This window comes from Micromonospora parastrephiae (genome assembly GCF_016802865.1).
Classification (GTDB): domain Bacteria; phylum Actinomycetota; class Actinomycetes; order Mycobacteriales; family Micromonosporaceae; genus Micromonospora; species Micromonospora parastrephiae.
On record NZ_JAEVHM010000024.1, the window covers coordinates 1 to 26,647 of the forward strand.

Genomic DNA, 26,647 nt, shown 5'->3' on the forward strand with positions numbered 1-26,647 from the left:
CCCACCGGCCCGCGAGCACGGGCCGGTGGGGTGGGCCGGCTCGGGTCGGTCAGCCGCGCAGCCAGACGGTCACGTCGGACGGGACCGCACCGTCGTCGTCCAGCGGCGCGCTGGCGGCGAGCACCTCGGCCCCGGCCGGGAGCGGCACCGGGGCGTCGCCGAAGTTGGTCAGCACGGCCAGCTCACCGTTGCGGAAGGTGAGCACCTCGTCGCCGGAGGACAGCCACTCCAGCGTGCCCCGGCCCAGCCCGTGGGCGCGGCGCAGCCGCAGCGCCGTGCGGTACAGCTCGTACGTCGAGCCGGGCACGTCACGCTGGCGGTCCAGCGCGTACTCCGCCCAGAGCGCGGGTTGCGGCAGCCAGCTCGCGTCGGTCGGCCCGAAGCCGTACGACGGGGCGTCGGCCTCCCACGGGATCGGCACCCGGCAGCCGTCCCGGCCGCGCTGGGTGTGCCCGCTGCGCACCCAGGTCGGGTCCTGCCGGGCCTCGTCGGGCAGCGTGGTGTGCTCGGGAAGCCCCAGCTCCTCGCCCTGGTAGAGGTACGCCGAGCCGGGCAGGGCGAGCATCAGCAGGGTGGCCGCCCGGGCCCGGCGCAGGCCGAGCGCGGCGTCCGGCTGCGGGTCGCCGATGCCGATGCCGTTGGGCCGGCCGCCGCCGATCGGCAGGCCGAGCCGGGAGGCGTGCCGCACCACGTCGTGGTTGGACAGCACCCAGGTGGTCGGCGCGCCGACCGAGTCGGTGGCCTCCAACGAACGGGTGATCACGGCGTACTGGGCCGGTGCGGTCCACGCGGCGAGCAGGTACTCGAAGTTGAACGCCTGGTGCATCTCGTCCGGGCGGACGTAGCGGGCCAGCCGCTCGGCGGGCTCCACCCACGCCTCGGCGACGAGCACCCGTTCGCCGGGGTAGCTGTCCAGGACCTGCCGCCACTGCCGGTAGATCTCGTGCACGCCGTCCTGGTCCCACATCGGCGGGCGCGGCTTGTCCACCTCGTTGCCGGAGAGGATCTCCTGCGGCTCCTGCCAGTCGGCCAGGTCCGCCTGCTTGACCAGACCGTGTGCCACGTCGACCCGGAAGCCGTCCACGCCACGGTCCAGCCAGAAGCGCAGCACGTCCAGGAACTCCGCGTGCACCTCCGGGTTGTCCCAGTTGAGGTCCGGCTGACCGGTGTCGAACAGGTGCAGGTACCACTGGCCGGGACGCCCGTCCGGGTCCACGGTGCGCGTCCAGGCCGGACCGCCGAAGACGCTCTGCCAGTCGTTCGGCGGCTGGTCGCCATCCGGGCCCTGGCCGTCCCGGAAGATGTAGCGGGACCGTTCCGGGCTGCCCGGGGCGGCCGGCAGCGCCGCCTGGAACCAGCGGTGCGCCGAGGACGTGTGGTTCGGTACGAGGTCGACGATCACCCGCAGGCCACGGGAACGCGCCTCGGCGATCAGTTTGTCCGCGTCGGCGAGGGTGCCGAACAGCGGATCGATGTCGCGGTAGTCGGCCACGTCGTAACCCGCGTCGGCCTGCGGCGACGGGTAGAAGGGGGACAGCCACACCGCGTCCACACCCATCTCGACCAGGTGGTCGAGCCGGGCGGTGATGCCCGGCAGGTCGCCGATCCCGTCGCCGTCCGAGTCGGCGAACGAGCGGGGGTAGATCTGGTAGATGGCGGCCTCGGTCCACCAGCCGGTGATCGGGTGACCGGAGGGGGTCTGCTGCGTCGGATCGGTGTTCAGGGTCGTCTCCCGTGTCGCGCTGTGGTTGAAGTGTCAGTGTGCCCGGGGCGGTGCGGTGGAGTCCCGGACGACCAGCCGAGTGGGCAGGATCACCGGTGTGTCGTGACCGGCGCCGCGTTGGCCGACGACCGGGCCCAGGGTGCGGGCGCCGAGCGGGTCGAGCAGGATCCGCGCGGCCAGCCGGCCCTGCTCGGCGGCGGGCTGGGCGACGGTGCTGAGCCCGAGCACGCCCGCCAGGTCGTGGTCGTCGATGCCGATCACGCTGACGTCCTGCGGCACCCGCAGTCCGGCGTCGCGCAACGCCGTCATCGCGCCCATCGCCATCTCGTCGCAGGCCGCGAGGATCGCGGTCGGCGGCGCGCCTCCGCGGGCCAGCAGTTCGGCGGTGGCCCGGTTGCCGCCGTCGATGGTGAACGTCGACTCGACGTCCAGGCTGGGGTCGAGGGGCAGACCGGCCGCCCGCAGCTCCGCCTGGTAGCCCCGGCGTCGGTCGAGGTGGGTGGTGAAGGCCAGTTCGTCGTCGGGGTCGCCGGAGATGTGCGCGATCCGGTGGTGACCGAGGTCGAGCAGGTGCCGGGTGGCGGTTCGCGCGGCAGCCACGTCGTCGATCCGCACGCACGGCCACCTGGGCACCCGGCTGCCCGAGCTGATGGTCACCCCGGGCAGGTCCAGGCTGGCCAGCGCGGTCAGGTCCGCAGGCCGCAGCGGCGTGGCGACCAGCATCATGGCGTCCACCCGCTTGTGCAGGTTGGCCGTCCGTAGCACCCGCTGGCGCACCTGCTCCCGGCCGCCCAGGTTGTAGAGCAGGAGGTCGTAGCCGGACTCGTGGAGGTACTCCTCGACCGCCTCGACGACGGTGCTGAAGAACCAGCGGGTGATCCGGGGGACCACCACCGCCACCGTGCCGGTCCGGCCACCGGCGAGCCGGGACGCGCTCGGCGACACCTCGTAGTCGAGTTGCTCGGCGGCGGCGAGCACTCGGCGCCGGGTGGCGGCCGAGACCGTCGGCAGTCCGCGCAGCGCCCGCGAGACGGTGGCCGTGGAGACCCCGGCCAGCCGGGCGACATCATCAATCCTCGTCACGGTTTCCCCCGCTCGGTGCCCGGCGCCCGCCGCCGTCCAAGGGGCCAGACGGCGGCGGGCTGGCGGGTCAGCCCTTGACGCTGCCGGCGAGCAGACCTCGCACGAAGAAGCGCTGCAGGGACAGGAAGACAACGAGGGGTACGACGATCGAGACGAACGCGCCTGCGGTCAGTCGCTGCCACTCGTTGCCCCGGGTGCCGGCCATCTCGGCCAGCTTGACCGTGAGCGGGGCCGTCTCGTCGCCGCCGCCGGCGAAGATCAGCGCGACCAGCAGGTCGTTCCAGACCCAGAGGAACTGGAAGATGCCGAACGCGGCCAGTGCCGGGGTGATCAGCGGCAGCACGATGGTGCGGAAGATCTTCGGGTGGGTGGCCCCGTCGACCCGGGCCGCCTCCATCAGGTCTCCGGGCAGTTGCGAGATGAAGTTGTGCAGCAGGAAGACGGCGAACGGAAGTGCGAAGCAGGTGTGGGCGAACCACACCTGGGCGAACTTCTGCTCGTCGACCAGGTCCCAGGCGGGCATCAGGGTGACGCCGCCGAGGGTGACACCGGTGGAGAAGAACTTCAGCAGCGGCACCAGGGCCATCTGCAGCGGGACGATCTGCAACGCGAAGATCGCGATGTAGAGCCAGTCCCGGCCACGGAAGTTGATCCACGCCAGCGCGTACGCGGCCAGGCACGCGAAGGCCATCGGGAACAGCACCGACGGGATGGTGATCGCCAGGGAGTTGATGAAGGACCCGGCGAGCTGCCCGGAGGACGACGACCGCCCGAACAGAACCTGCTGGTAGTTCTCCAGCGTGAACTGCGGGTTGGTGAAGGCCGTCCACCAGCCAGTGGTCTTGATCTCGTCCTCCGGCCGGAATGAGGAGACGAGCAGGCCGAAGGTCGGGATGGTCCAGACCATCGCGATGACGATCGAGACGAGTGTCGCGGTACGGCTGTTCAGCCGCTTGCGGACCCGTCCGGCGGTGGTTCTCGGGACGTTGGTTTCCTGGGTGCCGACGGCGACGGTGGGCGTTGCGGTGGTCATCTCAGCCCTCCCGCTGCTGACGGAGGTTGCGGATCTGGTAGATCACGACCGGGATGACCAGGACGAAGAGGATGACCGCGAGTGCGGAGCCCTGCCCGTTCTGGCCGTACCGGAAGGCCTGGTTGTACATCTCGCTGGCGATCACGCTGGTGTCGTAGTTGCCGTTGGTCGAGGTCCGGACGATGTCGAAGACCTTGAGGGTGGCGATCGTGAGCGTCACCACCACGACGATCAGCGCCGGCCGGATGCTCGGCATGGTGATCTGCCAGAACATCTGCCACGGGCTGACGCCGTCGAGCCGGGCGGCTTCGACGATGTCGCCGGGGATCGCCTTGATCGCGGCGGAGAGCACCACCATGGCGAAACCGGCCTGGATCCAGATCATGATGACGATCAGCAGCAGCGTGTTCAGGGGTGATTCCAGCAGCCACTGCTTCGGCTCGCCGCCGAGGCTGACGACGATCTGGTTGAGCAGACCGATCTGGTCGCCCTCGCCGCGGTAGGCGTAGACGAACTTCCAGATGATGCTGGCGCCGACGAAGGAGATGGCCATCGGCAGGAAGATCAGGGACTTGGCCACCGCCTCGAACCGGGCCTTGTCCACCAGGACGGCGTAGATCAGGCCGAAGCCGGTCGCCACCAGCGGGACCAGGAGCACCCAGACCAGGGTGTTGATCAGGACCCGGACGATGGAGCTGTCGGAGAACATCCAGCCGTAGTTGCGCAGCCCCACCCAGTTGGTGCTGCTCCCGTCCATCAGGGAGAGCAGCGTGGTGCGGATCGCCGGCACGACCAGGCCGATGGTGAGCAGCAGCAGCGTCGGCAGCAGGAAGAAGAGCGCGAACAGCCCCTCCCGCTGCTTGGGCCGGCGGGCCAGCGGCGTGCCGCTGACGGAGGCGGCGACGAGCTGAGCCTCCCGCCGCCGAGCGAACCAGGCCGGCACGACGTCGAGCAGCAGGAGCAGACCGCCCACCACCAGCACGAAGGCGACCAGCCCGTACATCAGCATGAGGAGCTTCGGCTGCTCATCGGCGAAGTCGAACTCCATCAACCCTCCCTTTCGGGTCCACCTCGGCCGGTGCCCGGCCCGCGGACGCGGGCCGGGCCACCGCCGGGATCACTTAGGCCAGCTGCTCTCGATGCCCTGGAGCACCGGGGCGGTCTGCTTGCCGTTCAGCCAGTCGACCATGCCCTTCCAGAACGTCCCCGCGCCGACGGCGGCCGGCATCAGGTCGGATCCGTCGAAGCGGAAGGTGCCGCTCTTGTCCTGCAGGAGCTGGACGGAGAGCTTGTCGATCGGGCTGGCGACGTTGGCGATGTCCAGCTTGTTGTTCGCCGTGACCCAGTTGCCGAGCTTCGCGCGGCTGTTCACGTACTCGGCCGAGGCGAGGTAGGTCTGCACCGCCTGAACCTCGGGACGGTCGGCGTAGGCGACGACGAACTCGCCAGCGCCCAGGACCGGCTTGCCCTTGGTCGGGTCGATGGCGGGGAAGTAGAACGCGAACGCGTCGCCGTCTCGGCCACCTTGGTGCCCTCGGGGAACTGGTTGGCGTAGAACGACGCCTGCCGGTGCATCGCGCACTTGCCGTTGGTGACCGGCACGCCCGCCTCCTGGAAGGAGGTGGTGGTGATGCTCTTGACGCCGCCGAATCCGCCGTTGACGTACTTCTCGTTCTTGAGGATGCTGCCGGCACGGTCGACCGCGTCGACGATCTTCGGGTCGTTGAACGGGATCGCGTGCGTGGTCCACTGGTCGTAGACCTCGGGGCCCTGCGTACGCAGGATCACGTCCTCGATCCAGTCGGTGGCCGGCCAGCCGGTGGCGTCACCGGACTCGACGCCCGCGCACCACGGCTTCATGCCGCTGGCGGCGATCTTGTCGCTCAGGGCGATGAGCTGGTCCCAGGTGGTCGGAACCTCCCAGCCCTTCTCCTTGAACGTCTTCGGCGAGTACCAGACGAAGGACTTCACGTTGGCGCCGAGCGGCACGCCGTAGAGCGTCCCGTTGACGGTGCCGTACTTCAGCCAGTCGGCCGGCATGTTCTGCTCGGCCAGGGCCTTGGTGTCGGCGTTGAGGGACTTCAGCTTGCCGGCGTCCGCGAAGCGCTTCACGAGGCCCGGCTGGGGCACGAAGGCGATGTCGGGCGCGTTGCCGCCGTCGACCCGGACGGGGAGCTGGGCCTCGAACTCGCCGCTGCCCTCGTAGGCGATCTCGATGCCGGTGCAGTCGGTGAACTGCGACCACGACCGCTCCAGCAGGTCGGCCTCCGCGTCGCGGATGGACGCGTAGATGGAGACCTTCTTGCCGTCGTGGCCCTGGTACTTCTCGTATGCGGCGCACTCCGCGGAGCCCGCCTTGTCACTCTTCTTGTCGTCACCGGTACCGCAAGCGGTGGCGCTGAGCGCCAGCCCGAGCACACCGGCGATCACGAAGGCCTGGCGTGGTCTGGTAGAGACCGCCATGCCGTCCTCCTTCCTAGCCGGCGTGGTCGTGCTGATGACCCTCGCCGGTCCGATTGGGCGTGCACACATGTAAGCGCTTGCATCCAGTCCGGTCCACCCCCTGTCAGACACGAGCGAGTAACAATCCGGAAACCTGCGGGCTGCCTGGTGGGCGCGCTCCCGGGCCAGGCTTGAGGCTCTTTCGAAGATTGACGATATCTGTCAGGCTGGGCGCACCGGATCGAAGGTTTTCGACATAGGAGGAGCTGTATGCGCAAGCGGTGGATCAGCCTGCTGGTGACCGGTCTGCTCGTCGGGGGAGCGCTCGTTCCCGCGAGCCCCGCGCTGGCCGCGCCGACCTTCAAGGTGCCGTTCCCGTGCGGTCAGTCCTGGTCCGGGCAGACCCGGTCGGACCACAGCCCGGCGAACGCCGTCGACTTCAACCGCACCGACGACCTGGGCGACCCGGTGGTGGCCAGCGCCCCCGGCACGGTCGACCGGGTGACCGACCTCGGCGGCACAAGCTATGGCAAGTACGTCCGGATCGACCACGGTGGTGGCTACAGCACCTACTACGCGCACCTCAACGGCTTCAACGTCTCCGTGGGGCAGACGGTGGGCTACGGCAAGGTGCTCGGCTGGGTGGGCAGCACCGGCGGCTCGACCGGCCCCCACCTGCACTACGAGCAGCGCCTCAACGGCAACGACATCCAGGTCAGGTTCAACGGCACCCTCGGCCTCTACTGGGGCACCAAGAGCTACACCAGCGACAACGGGTGCTCCTCGGGCAGCGGTAACGGCACGGTCGACACCAGCGGTACGGCGTTGACCGTCCGTTCCGGCCCCGGCACCGGGTACGCCTCGGTGGGCACCGTCGCCGACGGCGCCCGGGTGACCATCGCCTGCCAGACCAGCGGCACCACGGTCACCGGCACGTACGGCACCAGCTCGATCTGGGACCGGATCGGCACCGGCCGTTACATCGCCGACGCGTACGTCTACACCGGGTACGACGGCTACATCCCGAACCTGCCCCGCTGCTGACCGGAAACGACCACGGTCCCCGGCGGGCGTCGCCCGCCGGGGACCGTTCGGTCAGGCGTTGGCCGCCAAAACAACCGTGCGGATCTTTCCGTCCGGGCGCACGTCAAACCGCCGGGTGCGATGGCGGCTGCGCACAAAAAAGCGCCGGGGCCGCCGCGGCCGATGCTTCTGTCGGGAGGACGAAGCTCCGGTCGCGGCGACCCCGACGGGTCCCGGTGTTACAGCGTGTGAACGTCAATTGAAGATGCTGACACCAAACGGGCCGACCAGCAGCCCGACAACGATGAGGACGATGCCCCACAGGATCTGCCGGCGGAACAGCGCGAGGATGCCTGCGACCACGAGTACGACTGCGAGAATCCAGAGAATCAGCTCCATGACCTCTGACTACCCGACTGGCCGATCGGGGAAACCTGGTCCGTATCAAGTTGATCGCCCACGTGGAAGACGCTGTACGCCTGCTTGATCACGGGGTGGGCGACGTTACGCACCCGTACACCGCCGGGCGTGGTGCCCCGCTCGGTTCCGGCGTGCGCGTGCCCGTGCAGGGCCAGCGCCGTGGGCGCCGAGTCGATCGCCTGCCCCAGCTGATACGACCCGAGGAACGGGTAGATCTCCAGCGGCTCACCGGCCAGCGTGTCCGGCACCGGTGCGTAATGGGTGAGCGCGACGAGCATGTCGCAGTCCAGCGAGCGCAGCGCCGTGCCGAGCCGCTCGGCGCTGTCGTTGGTGGTCCGGACGAACGCCTTCATCTCCGGCTCGCCGAAATCGCTCGCGCAGCGTCCGGCGAACCCGCCGCCGAAGCCCTTGACGCCGGCGATGCCCAGCCGGCCGCCCGCGCAGTCGAGCACCACGCCGTTGCCCTCCAGCACGGTGATGCCCGCGTCCTCAAGCACCTTGACCACCTGTGGCACCTGGTCACACTGGTGGTCGTGATTGCCCAGCACGGTCACCACCGGCACGGCCAACCCGCCGAACTCCTGGGCCACGCAGCGCGCCTCGGCCTCGGTGCCGTGCCGGGTCAGGTCCCCGGCCAGCAGCAGCACGTCGGCGCAGTCCGGCAGCTCCTCCAACGCCGGGCGGAACCGACCGACCACGTCCTCGTCCAGATGCACGTCGCCCACGGCGGCGATCCGGATCACCATGAAACCTCCCTCAGGGCAGTTGCTCGATCTCCGTGGGCGCCTGGGCGCGGATCACCCCGATGTCGCTGGTGATCGGCACGTCCGGAAAGCGCTCGGACACGCGGCGCAGGATTTCCTCACGCCGGTGCGGGCTCTCCACCTCGCCGTAGAGCACGAGGGCGCGTTCCCGCCGGACCACGGTGATCCCCTGCTCGGCGACGGCGGGGTCCTCGGCCAGCAGCCGTTGGATCTCCGCCTCGACGTATTCGTCCGGTGGCCCGGCGCCGCTGTCGCGATGGTGGGTCACGATGTCCCCTCTCCTGCCCGGGTGCCGGCCGTCGGCACCACCTCCAGCCGGTCCAGCAGCACCAGGAACGCCTCGGCGTACGGCGAGTGCTGCGTCTCCTTGCGTACCCGTTCCCAGTCGATCTGCTCCCGCAGCGACCGGGCCAGCGGCAGGCCGCGAGCGAAGTCGCAGTAGTGCTGGGAGAAGCTGAGCAGCTTGTGCACCATCAGCTGGGTGGCGGACAGGACCGGCATGTGGATGGCGTCCACCGGCCGGATGACCGTGTCGGCGAACGTCTCCTCGGTCACCGGCGTCTCGATCGGCCGGTGGATCAGATCCACCATCCGTCCGTCGTCGAAGACCTTCACCAGCCAGTCCTCCGGTGGGCGCTCGGCGACGAAGCCGGCGGCCACCAGGGCTTCGAGGGACCGCTCCACGTCGGCCTCCCGGATCAGGAAGTCGACGTCGTGCTCGCTGGAGTGGCCGCCGTGGGCGTACACGGCGAAGCTGCCGCCCAGGGCGAACGGGATCTCGGACTGCTTGAGCACGGCGGCGACCTTTTTGAGGGTGTGCACCAGACTCTCGTCCCCGCGCTCAGCCATCTGGGTCTCCCGTCGGTCATGTTGGTGGACAGGCGGTTGGATTCAAACTCCGGTACCCGGCATTCCGGTCGGCCACACCTGCCCGCGTCGCGGTCGGGTCCGAACAGGGACGAAGTGGTACAACTCTGACGGAGCGCGAGCGCCGGTCGGATAACCTGTCGAGGGTGGCCAGATCATCGGGGATACGACGCGGCAAGGCCCGGTTGCGCACTGTCGCCCTGATCGGCATCGACGGTTCGGGCAAGACCACCCAGGCGCACCGACTGGCCGACGCGCTGACCGCCGCCGGCCGTCCCGCCACCTATCGCCGAAACGCCAGCGGACGTCGGTGGCTCGGCCGGGTCGCCAACCGACTCGGCCGCCCGGACGCCCAGCGCCTCGTCGGGCGCGACGGCGTACTGGCGGTGGAGTCGGTGCTGCGCTGGCTCGCCATCGCCATCGCCCTCATCAGCTGCCTGCTCACCGGTCGTACGGCGGTGATGGACCGCTACTCGGCCTGCCAGTACGCCAGCATCCGGGCGCACGGCGGGCACCGCTGGGAGCGGCTGGCCCGAGCCGGCTACCGGCTGTTCCCGACGCCGCAGGTGACCTTCCTGCTGGCCGTCGACCCGGCGGAGGCGTACCGGCGCATCGAGGAGCGGGGCACCGACCACGAGACGATCAGCTGGCTGACCGCGGCGGACACCGCCTACCGGACGCTGCCCGAGTACCCGAGCTTCGTGCTGGTGGACGCGGGACGTCCGGCCGAGGAGGTGACCGAGCAGATCCAGGCCCACCTGGCGACCTGGCTGCCGTCGGATGCCCGCTCCGACGGCACCCGGCCGCCGTCCGACGTACCGCCGGCCACCCCGACGTCGTCCGAACCGCCGCCCCCCAGAGTGGCGCCGTCCGACCTGCCCACGCGCGGTGGCCCCGGCCCGTTGGTGGCTCAGGCCCGCCCGTAGACCGGGACGGTGGCGCCGCTGGTCGGAGCGGAGTCCGCGGACGCGAGAAAACGGATCACCGGCGCGATCTCGGCCGGGGTGACCCAGCGGGAGTGGTCGGCGGCGGGCTGGGCGGCCCGGTTCGCCGGTGTGTCGATCACGCTGGGCAGCACGGTGTTGCAGCGCACGTTGCGGGACCTGTACTCGACCGCGACGGTGTTGGCGAAGGCCAGCACCGCCGCCTTGGCCGTGACGTAACCGGCCGCGCCGGGGAACGGGGCGACCGCCGCGCGGGCCGAGACGCAGACCACGGCGCCGCCGCCGGCGGCCACCAGGTGTGGCAGGGCGGCCTGGGTGGCCAGGTAGGTGGGCCGCAGATTGAGGGTGAGCATCCGCTCGAACTCCTCGACCGGCGTCTCGTGGACCAGGCCGCCACTGGCGTACCCGCCGACCAGGTTGACCACCGCCCGCAACGGCGCCGCCGGCTCGCCGGCGGCGACCTCGACGGCCCGCGCCGCGTCGGCCGGGTCGGCCAGGTCCGCGACGACCCGGACCAGCTCGTCCGCCGGGTCCGACCCGGGCCGGGCTCCCCGCTGCGGTACGACCACCCGCCAGCCCGCGTCGACGAACGAGGCGACGACCGCCCCGCCGAGTCCGCCGGTCCCTCCGGTCACCAACACGCTGCGCTCCGCCATGCGCCACACGCTAGCGTCCGCTCCGGCGGCCGGTCGGCCGGTAGGCGCTCTGCCGAGAGCAGAGTTGTTGGCACAATCGACCGCCGGCGACGCAGGATCGGCGGATGCGGATCCTGATTCTCGGTGGCACCCGGTTTCTCGGCCGGGCACTGGCCCGGCTGGCCGTCGCGCGGGGCCACGACGTGACCTGCGCGGCCCGGGGCGTGTCCGGCGTCGCGCCGACCGGGGCACGGTTCGTGCCGGTCGACCGCGAGGACCCCGAGGCGCTGGTGTCGCTCGCCGGCGAGGGTTTCGACGCGGTGGTGGACGTGACCCGCCAGATCAGCCATGCCCGGTCCGCGCTCGCCGCGCTGGCCGACCACGTCGGTCACTGGTCGTTCGTGTCGACGATCTCGGTGTACGCGGACAACACCACCCCGGGTCAGACCGCGGCGGACGCGCCGGTGCTGCCGCCCGCCCCGCCGGACGTGGACGCTCCGGTCGGCCCGGACCACCGCTGGTACGGCGAGTGCAAGGTCAGCATCGAGCGGCTGGTCCGGGAACGGATGGGCGAGGACCGTTCGTTCGTCTGCCGGCCGGGGCTGATCGTGGGTGCGGAGGATCCGAGTGACCGCTTCCCGTACTGGGTGCGACGGCTGGCGAGCGGTGGGGAGGTTCTCGCGCCCGGACGGCCGACCGACCGGGTGCAGTTCGTGGACGTCGCCGATCTGGCCACCTGGTTGCTGCACGCCGCCGGCACCCGTCTCGCCGGCACGTACGACGGCGTCGGCCCGGCGGTGTCCCGGGCTGATCTGCTGACCGGCGTGGCGGCCGGGCTGGGCGTCAGCGACCCGCGCCTCACCTGGGTCGATCAGGATTTCCTGCTGGCCCGTGACGTACGCGAGTGGTCGGGGGAGCGGGCGCTGCCGCTCTGGGCGCGACTGCCGGAGTGGGCTGGTCTGATGGACCGGGACGTCCGGCCGGCGCTGGACGCGGGGTTGACGGTCCGTCCGCTGTCCGACACCGTTCGGGCGACCGTGTCCTGGATGACAGCGCGGCCGGACGACGTACGGCAGGGTGGACTCGACCCGGCGGATGAGGCGGTGGTCCTGAGGGAGTGGCAGGCTGTACAGAACGCGTGATCCCGGTCGGCGACACTTTTTCCCACCCCACACAGTCATAGTTGACGCTCACGCCTCGTGAAAGTAAGTTTCATCCGTGGCGAAGAGTCCGAAGATTTCTGCGAGTCACGAGCCCGGTGGGCTGATCGTCCACATCAGTGGGCTGTTGCCGTCGCTGTCGCCCGCCGAGCAGCGGGTCGCCCGGCTGGTCGTTTCCGACCCGGCCGCGGCCGCCCGGCGGACCATCACCGACCTCGCCACCGCAGCGGAGACGTCGGAGGCGACCGTCATCCGGTTCTGCCGCTCGGTGGGCATGGACGGCTACCCCCAGCTGCGCATCCGGCTCGCCGCCGAGGCCGCCCGTCGCATCGAGCCGCCGGACGCCCGGGTGGTCGGCGGCGACATCCCGCCCGGCGCCGACCTCGCCCAGATCATCGCCACCATCGCGTTCAACGACGCCCGCGCCGTCGAGGAGACCGCCGAGCAGCTCGACCCGGCCGTCTGCGAACAGGTGGTCGAGGCGATCAGCGGCGCCGCTCGGATCGACATCTACGGCGCCGGCGCCAGCGGGTTCGTCGCCTCTGACTTCCAGCAGAAACTGCACCGCATCGGCCGGATCGCCTTCTACTTCCCGGACGTGCACACCGCGCTCACGTCCGCCGCGCTCCTCGGTCGGGGCGACGTCGCGTTCGGCATCTCGCACACCGGCACCACCTCCGACGTGATCGAGGTGTTGGAGCAGGCCCGGACGCGGGGTGCCGTCACGGTGGCGCTGACCAACTTCCCCCGCTCGCCGATCACCGAGGTGGCCGACTTCGTGCTGACCACCGCCGCCCGGGAGACGACCTACCGCTCCGGTGCGACCGCCAGCCGGCTGGCCCAGCTCACCGTGGTCGACTGTCTCTTCGTCGGCGTGGCCGCCCGCAACCGGTCCCGAGCCCGCAAGGCACTCGAGGTGACCGCCGAGGCGGTCCAGTCGCACCGGGTGGGTGCCAACCGGAGGCGAGCATGACGGCCGGTGCGGTGGAACCGGACGAGGACATGCCCGCACCTCCCGCCCGCCCCACGGTCCGGGTGGGCGCCCCCACCGAACGGCGTAACCCGCTCAGCGTCGACCTCGACCTGATGTCGACCCGGGACGTCCTGACCGTGATCAACGATGCCGACCGGCGGGTGCCCGCGTCGGTCGCCGCGGTGCTCGACGAGATCGCCGCCACGGTCGATCTCGCCGTCGATGCGCTGCGCGGCGGCCACCGGGTGCACTACTTCGGCGCCGGCACATCCGGGCGGCTGGGCGTACTCGACGCGGCCGAGCTGGCCCCCACCTTCAACTCGCCCCGGCACTGGTTCTGCGCCCACCTCGCCGGTGGCCCGGACGCCATGTGGCGGGCCGTGGAGGACGCCGAGGACGACGACCGGGGCGGCGCGGTCGAGGCGGCTGGTTGTGTGCGCGCCGGTGACCTGGTGGTCGGTCTGGCAGCCAGCGGACGCACCCCGTACGTCCTCGGGGCGCTCGCCGCGTCCCGCGCCAAGGGCGCCTCGACGGTGCTCCTCTGCGCGAATCCGGAGGCGGAGGCGGCCCGGTCGGTCGACGTGTTCATCGGGGTGGACACCGGACCCGAGGTGGTCACCGGGTCGACCCGGATGAAGGCGGGCACCGCGCAGAAGTTGGTGCTCAACACGTTCTCGACCGCCGTCATGGTGCGCCTGGGGCGGGTCTACTCGAACCTCATGATCGATATGGTGGCCACCAACGCGAAGCTCCGCGGACGAATGATCTCGATCCTGATGGAGGCCACCGGCTGCTCCGAGGAGGTTTCCCGACGGGCCCTCACCGAGGCCGACGGCGATCTGAAGACCGCGCTGGTCTCCCTGGTCTCCGGCGCCGAGGTCGACGCCGCCCGGGCCGCGCTGGCCCGCTCCGCCGACCAGGTGCGCGGCGCCCTCGCCCTGCTCGCCTCCTAGCCCCAGCCCCGGGGAAGCGAACGGCGCTCCGGATTGTTCATCGGGCCGGGGGGTAATAACACTCACGTGGATGAACCGACCGGTCCACCGGTGCGTATCTGGCAGTGACCAGGATCGCACCACGGTGGTGACCCGGGTCGCTGTGCCCCCGCGGCGGGCGGTGTTGCCATGGTTGTGACCCGTACGTGGTGTGCCCAGTGGCGAGCCGCCCGACGGGGTGCTGACAGCAAACATGGACCGTGCTCTCAGCTACTACTCAGGCATTCGTGACACTTTCGACTCACGATATGGAATCCCCGACACGTCTCATCTGTTGTGTAGGTGTCAGCACCGATGGGCACAACGGAAGTTACCAGGGGCTGACGGACGTGGGGAATGGCAAGGAACCGGGCAACCGGCGCGAGCGAGGGGACCGTGGGCAACGTGGACAAGAACATCGGCATGCGAACCGACGAGGTTGCCGAGGAGCGCGACCTGGTCGGCGTCTACCTGCACGAGATCTCCCGGACGCCACTGCTGGACGCCGCCAAGGAGGTCGATCTCTCCAAGGCGATCGAGGCCGGCCTCTACGCCGAGCACCTGCTCGGTGAGGACGCCGTTCCCGCCGGTGTCGACCGGGACGACCTGGATCGGCTGGTCGTCGAGGGCGAGCGGGCGAAGGACCTCTTCATCCGCGCCAACCTGCGACTTGTCGTGTCGATCGCCCGCCGTTACGTGCGCTCGGGTATGCCCATGCTGGATCTGATCCAGGAGGGCAACACCGGCCTCGTCCGGGCGGTCGAGAAGTTCGACTACGAGCGTGGCTACAAGTTCTCCACCTACGCCACCTGGTGGATCCGCCAGGCCATCAGCCGGGCGATCGCCCAGCAGGAGCGCACCGTCCGTCTGCCGGTGCACCTGGTGGAGGACGTCAACCGGATGCGCAACGTGACCCGGCAGCTGACCCGTGAGCTGGGCAGCGACCCGGAGCCGGAGCAGATCGCCGCGTCGCTCGGCGTCACCGTCGAGCGGGTCAACGAGCTGCGCCGCTGGTCGCAGGACACCGTTTCGCTGGACACCCCGGTCGGCGACGACGGCGACACGAACCTCGGCGACCTGGTCGCCGACAGTGACGCGCCGTCGCCGGAGGACATCGTCCTCAGCGGCCTGGAGCGGCAGCGCATCGAAGGGCTGCTCAACCACCTCGACGACCGGTCGGCCGGCATCATGCGGGCCCGCTACGGCCTGGAGGACGGCCGCGAGCACTCGCTGACCGAGGTCGCGTCCCGGTTCTCGCTGTCCCGCGAGCGGATCCGGCAGCTGGAGATCCAGGCTCTCGGCCGGCTCCGTGAGCTGGCCCGGGCTGAGGGGCTGCAGGCGGCCTGACCTGGTAGCAATGACGGCGAACGGCCGGCGTCCGATAGGGGGACGCCGGCCGTTCGCCGTATCCGCTAGCGGACCCGGCCGTAGCCCTGGATCGGCATCATGTTCATGCCGCGCTTGAGCACGTTGCGACCGGCGCTCGGCGCGTCGATCACCTGGCCGTCGCCCACGTAGAGGGCGACGTGACCGAGCCCGTTGTAGAAGATCAGGTCTCCTGGGCGCAGGTCACCACGGCCGATGTGGGCGACCGCGCCCCACTGCATCCGGGTGTTGTGCGGCAGTGACTTCCCGGCCGCCCGCCAGGCGGCCGAGGTCAGCCCGGAACAGTCGTAGCCGTCCGGTCCGTCACTCGCCCAGACGTACGGCTTGCCCAGCGCGCCGAACGCGTAGCGCACCGCCACCCCGGCGCCACCGGCCACCGTGGGCACGTTCCTGGCCTCCGCCGCCGCGGCCCTGGGTTCGGGTCGTTCGGTCGCCGCACCGTACGCCTGGCGGCGCAGCTCGTACAGCTTCGCCAGATCCTCCTCGATCCGCTTCTTGCCGGCGGCGAGTTGGCGGGCCTGTGCCGCCTGCCGGGTCAGCGTGGCGTCGAGGCGGGCCTTCTCGTCGAGCAGTCGCCGCTGGTTGGCGGTGTAGCCGGAGATGCGCTCCTGCCGCTGGCGGGTCAGCTGGTCGAGGGCGCCGAGACGGTCCAACAGCGCGGCCGAGCCGCCGGGACGCAGTAGGGCGTCCGCGGTCCGCAGGCCGCCACTCTTGTACGCCGTGGTCGCCAGCTCGGCGACATCGGCCCGGCTCTGCTCGGCCTGCTGTTCCAGTGGGCCGATACGGGCCTGTAATCGGGCGACCGCGGCCTCGTTCGTCTTGATCTCCTCGCGGAGCTTGTTGTACGCCTCGACGACCCGCTCCAGCTCGCCCGAGGACGCTTCGATCCGGCGGGTCAGGTCGGCGGGGGACGGCTCGGCGCGGGCCACCACCGGCGGGGCGATCAGCGCGGCCGACATCCCGGCCAGCACCACGGTACGCAGCAGGTTTCTCAGGGATGACAAGAGCGGAAAGCCCCTCTCCCACGGCCGCGTCGGGCTGCTGACGCCCTTGGCGGCACCGGCCGGGGCCATCCGGGGTGGACGGCGCTGGGCCGGACCGGCTCGCCCAACCTAACCCGGGACGGTTGTCACGCGCAGTTGAAGCAGGGGCGAATGTTGGCAAAGTGGCCTGCCGGGCAGGTGCGCTGGCTGGCTTCGGTCGTGGCTGCCGACGCTCAGTGAGCAGAGCGCAGTGCCCTCCTTTTGACCAAATGCCGGATATGCGGCTTTCGTCGTTCTCGGCGTATGCCGCCGGATAGCTGCGCTACGCAACCGATAAAAGCCGAAATGGATGCTGTTTCCGGGCGAGGTCCCCCAGACGGGTGACCTGTCGGGAGTCGGTAAATGCCCTGGTGAGGTGGCAGTGCCACAACACAATGAGGGCCGGAGCCGGGATTCCCGTCAACACGGCGATGCCATGACCGGCGGAGCAACCCGACGAACCGCCCCCACACGGGAGGAACCGTGAATCGTGAAGGCGCAAAGACGCGACCCCAGCGAACGGTGCCCGGTGCCAGGTCGACCCTGCTGTACGCGCGACCCGGCATCATCGTGACCGTCGACCGGTTCACCGTCGGTCGAACCAGCTACCGGGTCGCCGACCTGACCCACCTCCGCACCACCAGAGGCCCGCACGACCGGATCGCCGTCCGGGCCGTCGCCATCACCGCCACCATGCTCGGCGGCGTCGGGCTGCTGCTCGGCTTCACCGGCGGCCTGCAACGGCTGACCGCCGGGGCGTACCTCATCCTCGGGGCGGTGTTCCTGCTGCCGGCCGCGCTCGCCCTGGTCGGCGATCGTTGGCGGCCACCGCCCCACGAACTGTGGGGGTGGCACCGGGGCGCGGAGGTGCTGCTGTTCAGCGCCGACGACGAGCGGCAGTTCGGCCAGGTCACCCGGGCGCTGCTGCGCGCCCGGGAGGTGAACCGGTACGGCGACTGGATCGATCCGCTCGCCTCGGCCGACCCGTGGCGGCCCAGCCGCTGACCGGCCCGACGTCGACCCGGCGTCGGGCCCGGCCGGCGGCTCAGCTGGCGACCGGCTCCGGGGTCCGCTCCTCGCGTCGGGCGGCCACCCAGGCGCTGACCCGGCGCTCGGCGTAGAACGAGACGAACGGCACGGTGCCGGCCAGCATCACCAGCAGCATCCGCTTCAGCGGCCAGTCGGCCCGACGGCTCAGGTCGAAGGCGGCCACCAGATAGATCATGTAAAGAAAGCCGTGCGCCGGCCCGACCGTCTCCACCACCACCGGGTTGTCGAACCCGTACTTCAGTGGCATGCCGACCACGACCAGCAGGATCAGCACCACGCCCACGATCCAGGCGATCGCGCGGTACCGGGTAAGGGCAGCGCCCACCTTCGTCCGTCCTTCCGAATCCGGCCTCAGCCGGGGTAGTCACCGGGCCGGGCGCCCGGATTGGCGTTCAACCATGACAGGTAGCGGTTGTAGGCGGCCAGGTCAGCGTCCTCGCCACCTCCGGCGGCGGCCGGCACCCGGGCCACCCGCACCGGTCGACGTACCGCCGGTCGGGACCCGGTGGTGCCAGCCGGCGTCGACTCGACGGCCGGGACATCGGCCAGGTCGGCCGGGGGAGCGTCGGCCTCCGCCGCGCGGCGCCGGGCCAACTTCACCTCGCGCCACCACACGTAGACCACGAAGCCGGCGAAGACCGGCCACTCGACCGCGTACCCCCAGCTCAGACTGTTGCCGGCGGTGGCCCGGCTGATCTGCCACCAGCCCAGCCCGAGGAAGCCCACGACCAGCACGGCCATGGCCACGTGACGTGCGATCCACGCCGGGGTCCAGAGCCACCTCATGGCGTCGAGGGTACCGGGGACCACGCCGGTCTCCGACACGGTGTCGTAGTTGTCGCGCGGCCGGGGTGGTTTGGCGTCACCCGGTGTGGGCATCCGTTTAGACGCCAGCCCAAACGAGACCAGGGGGGCGATGATGACCGGATCAGTACGCGAGGACGGTTTTGCGACCGGCGGCAGCGCCGACATGAGCCCGGAACAGCGGGTGCCCGAGTGGGGCGGTGACGACCCCGCCGACCCGGCCGGCACCGATCTCGACGGCGACACGCTCGGCGTCGACCCGACGGAGCTGACCGACGAGGATCTGACTCGCGAGATGCACAGCCTGCACCGCACCCGGCTGGACACCCTGCGGCACGCCTCGGACTCGGCGCTCGCCAACCACCTGCGGCGTACGGCCGAACTGGAGACCGAGTACCTGGCCCGTCACCCGGGCCGAGAGGTCGACCCGAGCCGCCTACGGGACGTGTGATGCCGGCGCGCGCGGTGCGCGGCATGTCCGCGCCGCCCGAGGTGGTCTTCAACACAGCCACCGACCCCGCCCGCGCCTCGGCCTGGCTGCCGGAAGCCCTCCGCGGCGACGGCAGCCCGCCAACCGAGATCAACGGCGAGGAGCTACGGGCCCGCTGGAGCGGCGACGCGGACTGGTCCGCCGAGATCCGGGTGGATCCGGCGGACTCCGGCGGCGCCCGGATCCAGCTCGACCTGGCCGACGGGGCCGGCGGACCGGAACCGGACCAGCTCGTCGACGAGGCGCTGACCAACCTGATCCGCGAGGTCGCGGACAACCTCCAGGCCGGCTGAGACCGCCACCGGCCGCCCGGGAGCAGCACCCCCGCACACCAACGACCTGGGAGGAGACCGGGTGACAGACACTGGCCTGCGACAGAAGGCGGCGCGACTACGCCGGGCGTACGCGCCGCACGAGCACCGGCCGCTCGGCGGCTACCTGGCCGCGATGGGCACCTACGCCGGAGTGGCCGGGGCGCTCGCCGGCCTGGTCAAGGTGACCGGACGGCCGGTGCCCGAGCGTCCCGCACCGGCCGACGTGGTGCTGCTCTCCATCGCCACGCACAAGCTCAGCCGCCTGCTCTCCAAGGACGCCGTGACCAGCCCGTTGCGGGCCCCGTTCACCCGCTACGACCGGCCCATCGGCAGCGGCGAGGTCATGGAGCAGGTGCGCGACTCGGGCAGCCCCACCCGGCATGCCATCGGCGAGTTGCTCAGCTGCCCGTTCTGCCTGGCGGTCTGGGTGGCCACCGGGCTGACCGGCGGCCTGGTGCTCGCGCCCCGCCTGACCCGGCTGGTGGCCACGGCGCTGACCGCCGTCGCCGCGTCCGACTTCCTCCAGATGGCGTACGCGGCCGCGCAGCAGGCCGCCGAGGGTGGGCACGACGAGGACTGACCGGCGGAGGCGAGCACACGACAGCGGGGGCCGGCTAATGCCGACCCCCGCTGTCGTACGCGTCAACGCTGCATCCCGGACCAGCCGTGCGGCGACTCCGGTTCCCGTTCGTCCTCGTCGGCCCCGGTGATGACGTCCCGGTCCACCGCGGTGCGGTCGTGTTCGTTCGCGAAGTCCGGCTCGGGGGTGGTGTCCATGCCCTTCGGCGGTTGTCCCAGCGCCGGGACCTTCTCCTCGTGGTCCTCGTGGTGCGTCATGACGGTGTCCCTTCTGCGGTCGCTCAGGCGACGGAGCCGCCCAGCAGGTCGCTCGCCTCGTCCACCGCGTACTCGCCCTCGGGGAGCGCGTCGATCCGGGCGAGCAGGTCCGGCGGAAGCTCCGCGGCCACCGCTCGGCGGTAGATCTCCGCCTGGGTAATCCGCTCCTGAGCCCGGTAGATGTCGTCGAGCAGGTCGTCGAGGGCCCGGGTATCCGGCTCGCCGGCCACGGATGCGTCGTCGGTCACGTCGATCAGCTACCCGGGCCGGAATCGGTCAAACGTCGCGCCAGGGGCCCGCGTACAGACAGCGCCGCCCCCGGCCTCGTGAGCCGGGGGCGGCGCTGGTGTCGGTGTGCAGGTCGCCTCTCGGCGAGTGGCACGACGCGGCTCCAGCCGAACGGTATTCCGCGAGGGCAATTAGGTGAGGCCCGGGGACACTGGACACACCGACACCTCAGTTAACCAGGTGCCACCCGCCCGTGTTCCGCGCGCCGCAGTGCCGGCCGTCACACCGTCAGGCCGGGGTCGGCAGGGTGGCGCGGCGGGCCCGCACGGCGGTGGCCAGGTGGTCGAGCACGTCGGCCGTGTCGTCCCAGCCGAGGCAGGCGTCGGTGACCGAGCGGCCGTACACCAGCTCGCGGGTCGGATCCAGGTTCTGCCGGCCGGGCAGCAGGAACGACTCCAGCATCACCCCGGTGATCCCGCGCTGACCGGCGGCCAGCTGGGCGGCCACGTCCGCCGCGACCAGCGGCTGGTTCCGGTGGTCCTTGCCGCTGTTGGCGTGACTGGCGTCGATCACCAGGCGCTCCGGCAGCCCGGCCGCGCGGAGCAGGTCGAGAGCGCCGGCCACCGACCCGGCGTCGTAGTTGGGCCGGCCACCCCCGCCGCGCAGCACCAGGTGCCCATCGGTGTTGCCGCGGGTGTGCATGATCGCCGGGGTGCCGGAGAAATCGATGCCGGGAAAGACGTGCGGCACGCCGGCGGCGCGGATCGCGTCCACGGCGGTGCCGATGCTGCCGTCGGGGCGGTTCTTCATGCCGATCGGCATGGACAGGCCGGAGGCGAGCTGCCGGTGCACCTGGCTCTCCACCGTCCGGGCGCCGATCGCGCCCCAGCCCACCGTGTCCGCGATGTACTGCGGCGTGATCGGGTCGAGGAACTCGCAGCCCACCGGCAGACCGACACGCAGCACGTCGAGCAGCAGCGCGCGGGCTCGTCGCAGGCCGGTGTTGACGTCGCCGCTGCCGTCCAGGCCGGGGTCGTTGATGAGGCCCTTCCAACCCACCGTGGACCGGGGCTTCTCGAAGTAGACCCGCATGACGATCAGCAGGTCGTCGGCGAGTCGGTCGGCGGCGGCGCGCAGCCGTTGGGCGTACTCGAGGGCGGCGGCCGGGTCGTGCACCGAGCAGGGGCCGACCACCACCAGCAGGCGGTCGTCCGCGCGGTCCAGCACGCGGCCCACCGCGCGCCGCCCGGTCAGCACGGCCGAGGCGAGCGGGGCGTCCAGGGGCAACTCGTGGTGCAGTAGGGCGGGGGTGGTCAGCGGCACGACACGGTCGATCCGCTGATCGCTGACCCGATCGGTCTCCGGGGTCGTCACGGTGGCATCCTTCCGCCGACCGTGCCCGGGGCCGGTGCCCGGGACGAGCCGGCTGCTCGTACGCAAAAGGGCAGGAACGACAGCTCCTGCCCAGCCGGCTCGGTCCGTGGTGACGTCAGTTCATGGTGAAGTCACCGGCGTGCGAGCCGGCTGCCTAAACCATCGATAGGAACGCGTCACGGGGGCCAGCGTACCCGACGCGGCGCGAACGCCTGGTGCGTCGTCCCAAGATGCGGAGTGAACATCGCGTGCCGAGGGCGGGCCCGGGGTAACAGGGGTGCCATGACTGACGAGCAGAGCGACCAGGACCGCGTGGAATCCCGCGCGCACCTCCTCCCCGAGGAGGCGGCGGTGGGCAGCGACGACCCGCAGGCGCAGGCGGAGGCCATCCTCGCCGACTCGGACATCCGCGAGGCGGACCAGAACGCGGCACCGGACACGGTGCTGGAGCGCCGTACCTCCGATCAGACGGTGGTCGCGGTCGAACCCCCGGACTGACCATCCACCCCGCGCGCCCGGCGGGACCCCCGGTAGGTCTGGTCCCGCAGCCAGGCCAGCGGACCGGCCGCCCGCAGTTCGGGTGGCAGGTTGCGCACCGGGTCGAACGCCAGCGCGGCGTCCTCCCCGGCGCTGAGCTGGGCGCCGATGCTGACCTGCCCGACCGGCCGCCACGGCCCCACGGCGGACGCCACCGCGAGCACCAGGCGCGGTGCGTCCGCCCGGGTCGCGGCGGCCACCGCGGTCAGGCTGCGGCCGAGGTCGACCGACTCCGGGTCGGCCAGCGCGGCCAGCCAGAGCCGACGTGGACCCACCCGGTAGCACATGATCGTGCTGTACGTCCCGCTGAACGCGCGTCGGGGCAGCGGCAGGTTCCGCAGCAGCGGGGCCGCGCCGCTGGAGCTGACCAGCAGGTCGAACGGGCGGCCGGCGTCGAAATGCAGGCGCAGCGCCAGACCCAGCACGTCCGGCCAGCTGCCGGGCGTGGAAGTCCCCTTGGAGAGCCGGACGGTGGCCCGGTACCGGCCGGGGTCGTCGAGCAGACCGACCCCGGTGGGTGGTCCGGGCGTACCCCAGATCAACACCTCGCCGGCGAACGAGCGACCGGCCGGATGCAGCAACCGACCGCGGCGCAGCCTGCCGAGCGCGGCGGTGGCGTGTTCGACGGCGGTGGCGGCCCGGGACGGTGGCGAGGTGACGGTCATGCCCTCCGATACCCCGAGCGGCGGCCCCGATGCGGGCGGGTCGGCTCGCGGACCGACCGCACGTCACATTTCCGTCCGCGAGATCGGATAGCGTCGTGCCATGCCCGACAGCGGTTACCCCTGGCCCATCGAGACGTCCCGACTGGACAACGGCCTGCGCGTGGTGGTGAGCGAGGACCGCACCGCGCCCGCCGTCGCCGTGAATCTCTGGTACGACGTCGGCTCCCGGCACGAGCCGGCCGGGCAGACCGGTTTCGCCCACCTCTTCGAGCACCTGATGTTCGAGGGCTCCGTGAACGTTGCGAAGACCGAGCACATGAAGCTGATCCAGGGCTCCGGCGGCTCGCTGAACGCCACCACGAACCCGGACCGGACCAACTACTTCGAGACGGTCCCGGCCGAGCACCTGGAGTTGGCGCTCTGGCTGGAGGCCGACCGGATGGGCGGCCTGGTCCCCGCCCTCACCCAGGAGACGCTGGACAACCAGCGCGAGGTGGTCAAGAACGAGCGGCGGCAGCGCTACGAGAACGTCCCCTACGGCGACGCCTGGCTGCGGCTGCTGCCGCTGCTCTACCCACCGGGACACCCCTACCATCACGCGACCATCGGCTCGATGGCCGACCTGAACGCCGCCGACCTCGCCACCTTCCAAGCGTTCCACCGCACCTACTACGCGCCGAACAACGCGGTGCTCACCGTGGTCGGCGACGCGCCGGCCGCCGAGGTGTTCGCGCTGGCCGACAAGTACTTCGGCGCGCTGCCCGCCCGCGAGGACATCCCGCCCGCCCCGGACGGCCGGAGCGTCGAGGCGACCGGGCGGCCCGCCGTGCAGACGGTGACCGCCGACGTGCCGGCCCCGCGGGTGTACGTCGCGCACCGCGGCCACCCCTTCGGCAGCCCCGGGTACGACGTGCTCACCGTCCTCGCCACCGTGCTCGGCAGCGGGCGGGGCAGCCGGCTCTACCAGCGGCTCGCCGACGGTGAGCGGATCGCACAACCGGATCTGGTCGGGGCGTACGGGGTGGACCTCGCGCACGCCCCGGCGCCGCTGATCGCCACCGCCACCGCCCGCCCCGGGGTGAGCGCCGAACGGCTCACCGAGGGATTGGCCGAGGTCGTCGACGAGCTGGCCACCGTGCCGGTGACCGCCGCCGAGCTGGACCGCGCCAAGGCGTTGCTGAGCACCGCGTGGTGGCGGCAGATGTCGACGGTGGACGGCCGCGCGGACACGCTCGGCCGGTACGCCACCCAGTTCGGTGACCCGGCCCGAGCCGCCGACCGGCTGCCCGCCTGGCTCGCCGTGACCGCCGAGCAGATCGCCGAGGTCGCCGCCGAGGTGCTCGGCGCCGCCGACCGGGTGACCCTGACCTACCTGCCCGAGGAGACCGCATGACGCTGATCGCCGACCGTCCCGGCCCGGGCGCCGCCCGCCCGTACCGGTTCCCGCCGGTGGTCCGCCGCGCCGTGGCCGGTGGTCAGGTCGTCGCCGCGCACCTGCCCGGGCAGAACCTCGCCGTCGCCCTGCTGCTGCTCGACGCCGGCGCCGGCCGGGAGCCCAACGGCAAGGAAGGGCTCGGCGGGGTGCTGGCCAAGGCGTTGGAGGAGGGCACCGCGCAGCGGGACGCCACCACGTACGCGCTGGCCATCGAGGCGCTCGGCACCGAGCTGGTGACCGGGCTGGACTGGGACTCGTTCCAGGTCAGCGTCCAGGTGCCGGTGGACCGGCTGACCGCGGCGGTGCAACTGCTCGCCGAGGCCGTCCGGACGCCCCGGCTCGATCCGGCCGACGTCCAGCGGGTCCGCGACGACGAGGCGACCGCGCTGCGGATGGACTGGGCCAATCCCGGTCCGCGCGCCGACGCGGCGCTGCGTGCGGATCTGTTCGGTGCGCAGAACCGCTGGGGCCGTCCGATGTACGGCGACCCGGGGTCGGTCGCCGCACTGGACGTGGAGGACGTGACGGTCTTCCACTCCGAGTGGTTCCTGCGGCCCGGCACCCTGATCGTCGCCGGTGACCTGGACCGGATCGACCTGGACGCGCTGGCCGCCGCGGCGTTCGCCGGCACCGGCGGTGGCCCCGCCGGCCGGGGCGGTCCGATCGAGGTGCCGTTGCGCACCGGCCGGCGGATCATCCTGGTGGACCGGCCCGGCTCGGTGCAGTCCACGCTACGGCTGGGCCACCCGTCACCGCACCGTTCGCACCCCGACCACGTGCCGATGACGCTCGCCGGCACGGTCCTCGGCGGGGCGTTCACCTCCCGGCTCAACCACCTGATCCGCGAGGTGCACGGCTACACGTACGGCATCCGGGGCGAGTTCGCCTCGTCCCGGCGGTTCGGCCGGTTCGCGGTCAGCTCCGGCGTGCAGACGGCGGTCACCGCGCCGGCCCTGGTCGAGGCGGTCGGCGAGATCACCCGTACGCAGGCCGGCGGGGTGACCGAGGACGAGTTGGCGGTGGCCCGTTCCTGGCGCGCCGGTCAGCTCTCGGTCGAGTTGCAGAGCCCCCGGGCGATCGCCTCCGCACTGACCACGCTGGTGGTGCACGACCTGCCGGACGACTACCACGCGCAGCTGCGTGCGGCGCTGCTCGCCGCCGACGTGGACCAGGTCTCCGCGGCGGCGGCCACCCACCTGCACCCGGACGCGCTGTCCCTGGTCATCGAGGGCGACGCCGCAGTGATCCGCGACGACCTGACCGCCGCCGCCCTCGGCGACCTGATCGACCACCCCTAACCCTCACCCCCCGGTGATCAAGAGGTCCCGGTCGTGGGGGTGGGCTGGGTAGCCTCGCGGGCATGAGGATCGGCATTGTGGGGGCCACCGGCCAGGTCGGTGGCGTTATGCGGCAGGTGCTGGCGGAGCGGGAGTTCCCGGCGGAGCAGGTGCGGTTGTTCGCCTCGGCGCGGTCCGCCGGGCGTGCCCTGCCCTGGCGCGACGGCGAGGTGACCGTCGAGGACGCGGCGAGCGCCGACTATTCCGGCCTGGACATCGTGCTCTTCTCGGCCGGTAAGGGCACCGCCCGGGAGCTGGCCCCCCGGGTCGCCGAGGCCGGAGCCGTCGTGATCGACAACTCCTCGGCGTTCCGGATGGACCCGCAGGTGCCGCTCGTGGTCGCCGAGGTCAATTCGCATGCCGCCGCCGACCGCCCGAAGGGCATCATCGCCAACCCCAACTGCACCACGATGGCCGCGATGCCGGTGCTGCGCCCGCTGCACGCCGAAGCCGGCCTGGTCGGCCTGGTCGTCTCGACGTACCAGGCGGTCTCCGGTGCCGGGCTGGCCGGCGTCGCCGAGCTGGACGAGCAGGTCCGCAAGGTCGCCGAGCACGCCTCGGGGCTCGCCTTCGACGGTTCGGCCGTGGAGTTCCCCGCGCCGCGTTCGTTCGCCGAGCCGATCGCCTTCAACGTGCTTCCGCTGGCGGGCTCGATCGTCGACGACGGCTCGTTCGAGACCGACGAGGAGCAGAAGCTCCGCAACGAGAGTCGCAAGATCCTGGAGATCCCCGACCTGAAGGTCTCCGGCACGTGCGTCCGGGTGCCGGTCTTCACCGGTCACTCGCTCCAGATCAACGCCCGCTTCGCGCGACCGCTCACCCCGCAGCGGGCCCACGAGCTGCTCGCCGACGCGCCCGGGGTCGCGTTGACCGCCGTGCCGACGCCGTTGCAGGCGGCCGGGCAGGACCCGACGTACGTGGGTCGGATCCGCGCCGACGAGACCGTGGAGTACGGACTGGCCCTGTTCTGCTCCAACGACAACCTGCGCAAGGGCGCCGCACTCAACGCGGTGCAGCTCGCCGAGCTGGTCGCCGCCGAGCGCCGCTGACCGTCGCGGTCACTCCGAGCCCTCGCCGGTGGCCGGCGAGGGCTCGGTTCCGTTCCGGGTGGCCGTCCAGCGCCGGGCGCG

At 71.6% G+C, this 26,647-nt stretch carries 30 protein-coding genes and 1 pseudogene; 14 read left to right on the forward strand and 17 right to left on the reverse strand.

What is annotated here, in order from left to right; genetic code table 11:
- Positions 1–49: 49 nt before the first annotated feature.
- From JNW91_RS07910 to JNW91_RS07930, 5 genes and pseudogenes are all read right to left on the reverse strand, one after another.
- Positions 50–1,723, reverse strand: coding sequence for a glycoside hydrolase family 13 protein (locus tag JNW91_RS07910; RefSeq protein ID WP_203174288.1), 1,674 nt, complete (start codon positions 1,721–1,723; stop codon positions 50–52).
- Between the two features lie 33 nt (positions 1,724–1,756).
- Complete coding sequence (locus JNW91_RS07915; RefSeq protein ID WP_203174241.1) at positions 1,757–2,806, reverse strand: LacI family DNA-binding transcriptional regulator; 1,050 nt, start codon at positions 2,804–2,806, stop codon at positions 1,757–1,759.
- Between the two features lie 67 nt (positions 2,807–2,873).
- The gene (locus JNW91_RS07920; RefSeq protein WP_203174242.1) at positions 2,874–3,839 is read right to left on the reverse strand and encodes a carbohydrate ABC transporter permease; all 966 of its coding nucleotides are present in this window, start codon (positions 3,837–3,839) and stop codon (positions 2,874–2,876) included.
- Position 3,840: 1 nt separating this feature from the next.
- The gene (locus tag JNW91_RS07925; RefSeq protein ID WP_203174243.1) at positions 3,841–4,887 is read right to left on the reverse strand and encodes a carbohydrate ABC transporter permease; all 1,047 of its coding nucleotides are present in this window, start codon (positions 4,885–4,887) and stop codon (positions 3,841–3,843) included.
- A 69-nt stretch (positions 4,888–4,956) separates the two neighbouring features.
- A pseudogene (locus tag JNW91_RS07930) lies at positions 4,957–6,302 on the reverse strand (ABC transporter substrate-binding protein).
- Positions 6,303–6,551: 249 nt separating this feature from the next.
- Between JNW91_RS07930 and JNW91_RS07935 the strand changes: the two are divergent.
- Positions 6,552–7,325: a M23 family metallopeptidase gene (locus JNW91_RS07935; protein ID WP_203174244.1), complete on the forward strand. Its 774-nt coding sequence runs from the start codon at positions 6,552–6,554 to the stop codon at positions 7,323–7,325.
- A gap of 234 nt (positions 7,326–7,559) precedes the next feature.
- On the opposite strand, the gene JNW91_RS07940 is transcribed toward JNW91_RS07935, so the two are convergent.
- From JNW91_RS07940 to JNW91_RS07955, 4 genes are read right to left on the reverse strand one after another with little or no spacing between them, the layout of a single operon-like run.
- Positions 7,560–7,703 (reverse strand): GPGG-motif small membrane protein, encoded by a 144-nt coding sequence (locus JNW91_RS07940; RefSeq protein WP_203174245.1) that lies wholly within the window; start codon positions 7,701–7,703, stop codon positions 7,560–7,562.
- Positions 7,694–8,470 carry a metallophosphoesterase family protein gene (locus tag JNW91_RS07945; RefSeq protein ID WP_203174246.1) on the reverse strand — a complete coding sequence of 259 codons (777 nt, stop codon included), beginning with the start codon at positions 8,468–8,470 and terminating at the stop codon, positions 7,694–7,696. Before JNW91_RS07945 ends, JNW91_RS07940 begins: the two co-directional genes overlap by 10 nt.
- 10 nt (positions 8,471–8,480) lie before the next feature.
- Entirely contained in the window at positions 8,481–8,756 is a 276-nt protein-coding gene (locus JNW91_RS07950; protein ID WP_203174247.1) for a BON domain-containing protein, read from the reverse strand.
- Positions 8,753–9,379, reverse strand: a complete 627-nt coding sequence (locus JNW91_RS07955) for a nucleotidyltransferase family protein (RefSeq protein WP_309244280.1) — start codon at positions 9,377–9,379, stop codon at positions 8,753–8,755. The genes JNW91_RS07950 and JNW91_RS07955 overlap by 4 nt, the downstream gene beginning before the upstream one ends.
- A 122-nt stretch (positions 9,380–9,501) precedes the next feature.
- Here JNW91_RS07955 and JNW91_RS07960 point away from each other — a divergent pair, with 122 nt between their 5' ends.
- Entirely contained in the window at positions 9,502–10,281 is a 780-nt protein-coding gene (locus JNW91_RS07960) for a dTMP kinase (RefSeq protein WP_309244278.1), read from the forward strand.
- Here the strand turns inward: JNW91_RS07960 and JNW91_RS07965 are convergent.
- A complete protein-coding gene (locus JNW91_RS07965) occupies positions 10,266–10,955 on the reverse strand; it encodes an SDR family NAD(P)-dependent oxidoreductase (RefSeq protein ID WP_203174249.1) in 690 nt (229 codons plus the stop codon). The genes JNW91_RS07960 and JNW91_RS07965 overlap by 16 nt on opposite strands.
- A 104-nt stretch (positions 10,956–11,059) precedes the next feature.
- On the opposite strand from JNW91_RS07965, the gene JNW91_RS07970 reads away from it, so the two are divergent.
- The 4 genes from JNW91_RS07970 to JNW91_RS07985 all read left to right on the forward strand — a co-directional run bounded on the left by JNW91_RS07970 (position 11,060) and on the right by JNW91_RS07985 (position 15,385).
- Positions 11,060–12,076 carry an NAD-dependent epimerase/dehydratase family protein gene (locus tag JNW91_RS07970; protein ID WP_203174250.1) on the forward strand — a complete coding sequence of 339 codons (1,017 nt, stop codon included), beginning with the start codon at positions 11,060–11,062 and terminating at the stop codon, positions 12,074–12,076.
- 76 nt (positions 12,077–12,152) lie between these two features.
- Entirely contained in the window at positions 12,153–13,067 is a 915-nt protein-coding gene (locus tag JNW91_RS07975; protein ID WP_203174251.1) for a MurR/RpiR family transcriptional regulator, read from the forward strand.
- Positions 13,064–14,020: an N-acetylmuramic acid 6-phosphate etherase gene (gene murQ, locus JNW91_RS07980; RefSeq protein WP_203174252.1), complete on the forward strand. Its 957-nt coding sequence runs from the start codon at positions 13,064–13,066 to the stop codon at positions 14,018–14,020. Before JNW91_RS07975 ends, murQ begins: the two co-directional genes overlap by 4 nt.
- A 375-nt stretch (positions 14,021–14,395) precedes the next feature.
- Complete coding sequence (locus JNW91_RS07985; RefSeq protein ID WP_151490607.1) at positions 14,396–15,385, forward strand: sigma-70 family RNA polymerase sigma factor; 990 nt, start codon at positions 14,396–14,398, stop codon at positions 15,383–15,385.
- A gap of 65 nt (positions 15,386–15,450) precedes the next feature.
- On the opposite strand, the gene JNW91_RS07990 is transcribed toward JNW91_RS07985, so the two are convergent.
- Positions 15,451–16,428, reverse strand: a complete 978-nt coding sequence (locus JNW91_RS07990) for a C40 family peptidase (RefSeq protein WP_203174253.1) — start codon at positions 16,426–16,428, stop codon at positions 15,451–15,453.
- A gap of 540 nt (positions 16,429–16,968) precedes the next feature.
- On the opposite strand from JNW91_RS07990, the gene JNW91_RS07995 reads away from it, so the two are divergent.
- On the forward strand, positions 16,969–17,451 hold the full coding sequence (locus JNW91_RS07995) for a DUF6232 family protein (RefSeq protein WP_309244279.1): 483 nt from the start codon (positions 16,969–16,971) through the stop codon (positions 17,449–17,451).
- A gap of 40 nt (positions 17,452–17,491) precedes the next feature.
- On the opposite strand, the gene JNW91_RS08000 is transcribed toward JNW91_RS07995, so the two are convergent.
- Together JNW91_RS08000 and JNW91_RS08005 are read right to left on the reverse strand one after the other, a co-directional pair.
- A complete protein-coding gene (locus tag JNW91_RS08000) occupies positions 17,492–17,821 on the reverse strand; it encodes a DUF3817 domain-containing protein (protein ID WP_203174255.1) in 330 nt (109 codons plus the stop codon).
- Between the two features lie 26 nt (positions 17,822–17,847).
- Complete coding sequence (locus tag JNW91_RS08005) at positions 17,848–18,282, reverse strand: hypothetical protein (RefSeq protein ID WP_203174289.1); 435 nt, start codon at positions 18,280–18,282, stop codon at positions 17,848–17,850.
- A 130-nt stretch (positions 18,283–18,412) separates the two neighbouring features.
- Between JNW91_RS08005 and JNW91_RS08010 the strand changes: the two genes are divergently transcribed.
- The 3 genes from JNW91_RS08010 to JNW91_RS08020 all read left to right on the forward strand — a co-directional run bounded on the left by JNW91_RS08010 (position 18,413) and on the right by JNW91_RS08020 (position 19,684).
- Positions 18,413–18,751 carry a DUF6158 family protein gene (locus tag JNW91_RS08010; RefSeq protein ID WP_203174256.1) on the forward strand — a complete coding sequence of 113 codons (339 nt, stop codon included), beginning with the start codon at positions 18,413–18,415 and terminating at the stop codon, positions 18,749–18,751.
- Positions 18,751–19,083, forward strand: a complete 333-nt coding sequence (locus tag JNW91_RS08015) for a hypothetical protein (RefSeq protein WP_203174257.1) — start codon at positions 18,751–18,753, stop codon at positions 19,081–19,083. The genes JNW91_RS08010 and JNW91_RS08015 overlap by 1 nt, the downstream gene beginning before the upstream one ends.
- 61 nt (positions 19,084–19,144) lie before the next feature.
- On the forward strand, positions 19,145–19,684 hold the full coding sequence (locus JNW91_RS08020) for a DUF1360 domain-containing protein (RefSeq protein ID WP_203174258.1): 540 nt from the start codon (positions 19,145–19,147) through the stop codon (positions 19,682–19,684).
- Positions 19,685–19,746: 62 nt separating this feature from the next.
- On the opposite strand, the gene JNW91_RS08025 is transcribed toward JNW91_RS08020, so the two are convergent.
- The 3 genes from JNW91_RS08025 to JNW91_RS08035 all read right to left on the reverse strand — a co-directional run bounded on the left by JNW91_RS08025 (position 19,747) and on the right by JNW91_RS08035 (position 21,543).
- The gene (locus tag JNW91_RS08025) at positions 19,747–19,941 is read right to left on the reverse strand and encodes a hypothetical protein (protein ID WP_203174259.1); all 195 of its coding nucleotides are present in this window, start codon (positions 19,939–19,941) and stop codon (positions 19,747–19,749) included.
- A 23-nt stretch (positions 19,942–19,964) separates the two neighbouring features.
- Positions 19,965–20,198 (reverse strand): hypothetical protein, encoded by a 234-nt coding sequence (locus JNW91_RS08030; RefSeq protein WP_238424592.1) that lies wholly within the window; start codon positions 20,196–20,198, stop codon positions 19,965–19,967.
- Between the two features lie 259 nt (positions 20,199–20,457).
- The gene (locus tag JNW91_RS08035; protein ID WP_203174261.1) at positions 20,458–21,543 is read right to left on the reverse strand and encodes a 3-deoxy-7-phosphoheptulonate synthase; all 1,086 of its coding nucleotides are present in this window, start codon (positions 21,541–21,543) and stop codon (positions 20,458–20,460) included.
- A 282-nt stretch (positions 21,544–21,825) separates the two neighbouring features.
- Here JNW91_RS08035 and JNW91_RS08040 point away from each other — a divergent pair, with 282 nt between their 5' ends.
- Positions 21,826–22,041, forward strand: coding sequence for a hypothetical protein (locus JNW91_RS08040; RefSeq protein WP_203174262.1), 216 nt, complete (start codon positions 21,826–21,828; stop codon positions 22,039–22,041).
- On the opposite strand, the gene JNW91_RS08045 is transcribed toward JNW91_RS08040, so the two are convergent.
- On the reverse strand, positions 22,008–22,745 hold the full coding sequence (locus tag JNW91_RS08045) for a phosphodiesterase (protein ID WP_203174263.1): 738 nt from the start codon (positions 22,743–22,745) through the stop codon (positions 22,008–22,010). The two genes, JNW91_RS08040 and JNW91_RS08045, sit on opposite strands and share 34 nt — an antisense overlap.
- 100 nt (positions 22,746–22,845) lie before the next feature.
- On the opposite strand from JNW91_RS08045, the gene JNW91_RS08050 reads away from it, so the two are divergent.
- From JNW91_RS08050 to JNW91_RS08060, 3 genes are all read left to right on the forward strand, one after another.
- Positions 22,846–24,138, forward strand: coding sequence for a M16 family metallopeptidase (locus JNW91_RS08050; protein WP_203174264.1), 1,293 nt, complete (start codon positions 22,846–22,848; stop codon positions 24,136–24,138).
- Positions 24,135–25,478: a M16 family metallopeptidase gene (locus JNW91_RS08055; RefSeq protein ID WP_203174265.1), complete on the forward strand. Its 1,344-nt coding sequence runs from the start codon at positions 24,135–24,137 to the stop codon at positions 25,476–25,478. The genes JNW91_RS08050 and JNW91_RS08055 overlap by 4 nt, the downstream gene beginning before the upstream one ends.
- 62 nt (positions 25,479–25,540) lie before the next feature.
- A complete protein-coding gene (locus JNW91_RS08060) occupies positions 25,541–26,566 on the forward strand; it encodes an aspartate-semialdehyde dehydrogenase (protein ID WP_203174266.1) in 1,026 nt (341 codons plus the stop codon).
- Positions 26,567–26,647 lie beyond the last annotated feature (81 nt).

Coding starts and splice junctions, on each gene's coding strand:
- JNW91_RS08050 (WP_203174264.1), top strand. CDS start 22,846: ATGCCCGACAGCGGTTACCCCTGGCCCATCGAGACGTCCCGACTGGAC.
- JNW91_RS08045 (WP_203174263.1), bottom strand. CDS start 22,745: ATGACCGTCACCTCGCCACCGTCCCGGGCCGCCACCGCCGTCGAACAC.
- JNW91_RS07970 (WP_203174250.1), top strand. CDS start 11,060: ATGCGGATCCTGATTCTCGGTGGCACCCGGTTTCTCGGCCGGGCACTG.
- JNW91_RS08005 (WP_203174289.1), bottom strand. CDS start 18,282: ATGAGGTGGCTCTGGACCCCGGCGTGGATCGCACGTCACGTGGCCATG.
- JNW91_RS07935 (WP_203174244.1), top strand. CDS start 6,552: ATGCGCAAGCGGTGGATCAGCCTGCTGGTGACCGGTCTGCTCGTCGGG.
- JNW91_RS08025 (WP_203174259.1), bottom strand. CDS start 19,941: ATGACGCACCACGAGGACCACGAGGAGAAGGTCCCGGCGCTGGGACAA.
- JNW91_RS07940 (WP_203174245.1), bottom strand. CDS start 7,703: ATGGAGCTGATTCTCTGGATTCTCGCAGTCGTACTCGTGGTCGCAGGC.
- JNW91_RS07965 (WP_203174249.1), bottom strand. CDS start 10,955: ATGGCGGAGCGCAGCGTGTTGGTGACCGGAGGGACCGGCGGACTCGGC.
- JNW91_RS07985 (WP_151490607.1), top strand. CDS start 14,396: ATGGCAAGGAACCGGGCAACCGGCGCGAGCGAGGGGACCGTGGGCAAC.
- JNW91_RS07945 (WP_203174246.1), bottom strand. CDS start 8,470: ATGGTGATCCGGATCGCCGCCGTGGGCGACGTGCATCTGGACGAGGAC.
- JNW91_RS08040 (WP_203174262.1), top strand. CDS start 21,826: ATGACTGACGAGCAGAGCGACCAGGACCGCGTGGAATCCCGCGCGCAC.
- JNW91_RS08060 (WP_203174266.1), top strand. CDS start 25,541: ATGAGGATCGGCATTGTGGGGGCCACCGGCCAGGTCGGTGGCGTTATG.
- JNW91_RS08055 (WP_203174265.1), top strand. CDS start 24,135: ATGACGCTGATCGCCGACCGTCCCGGCCCGGGCGCCGCCCGCCCGTAC.
- JNW91_RS07920 (WP_203174242.1), bottom strand. CDS start 3,839: ATGACCACCGCAACGCCCACCGTCGCCGTCGGCACCCAGGAAACCAAC.
- JNW91_RS07925 (WP_203174243.1), bottom strand. CDS start 4,887: ATGGAGTTCGACTTCGCCGATGAGCAGCCGAAGCTCCTCATGCTGATG.
- murQ (WP_203174252.1), top strand. CDS start 13,064: ATGACGGCCGGTGCGGTGGAACCGGACGAGGACATGCCCGCACCTCCC.
- JNW91_RS08015 (WP_203174257.1), top strand. CDS start 18,751: ATGCCGGCGCGCGCGGTGCGCGGCATGTCCGCGCCGCCCGAGGTGGTC.
- JNW91_RS08010 (WP_203174256.1), top strand. CDS start 18,413: ATGATGACCGGATCAGTACGCGAGGACGGTTTTGCGACCGGCGGCAGC.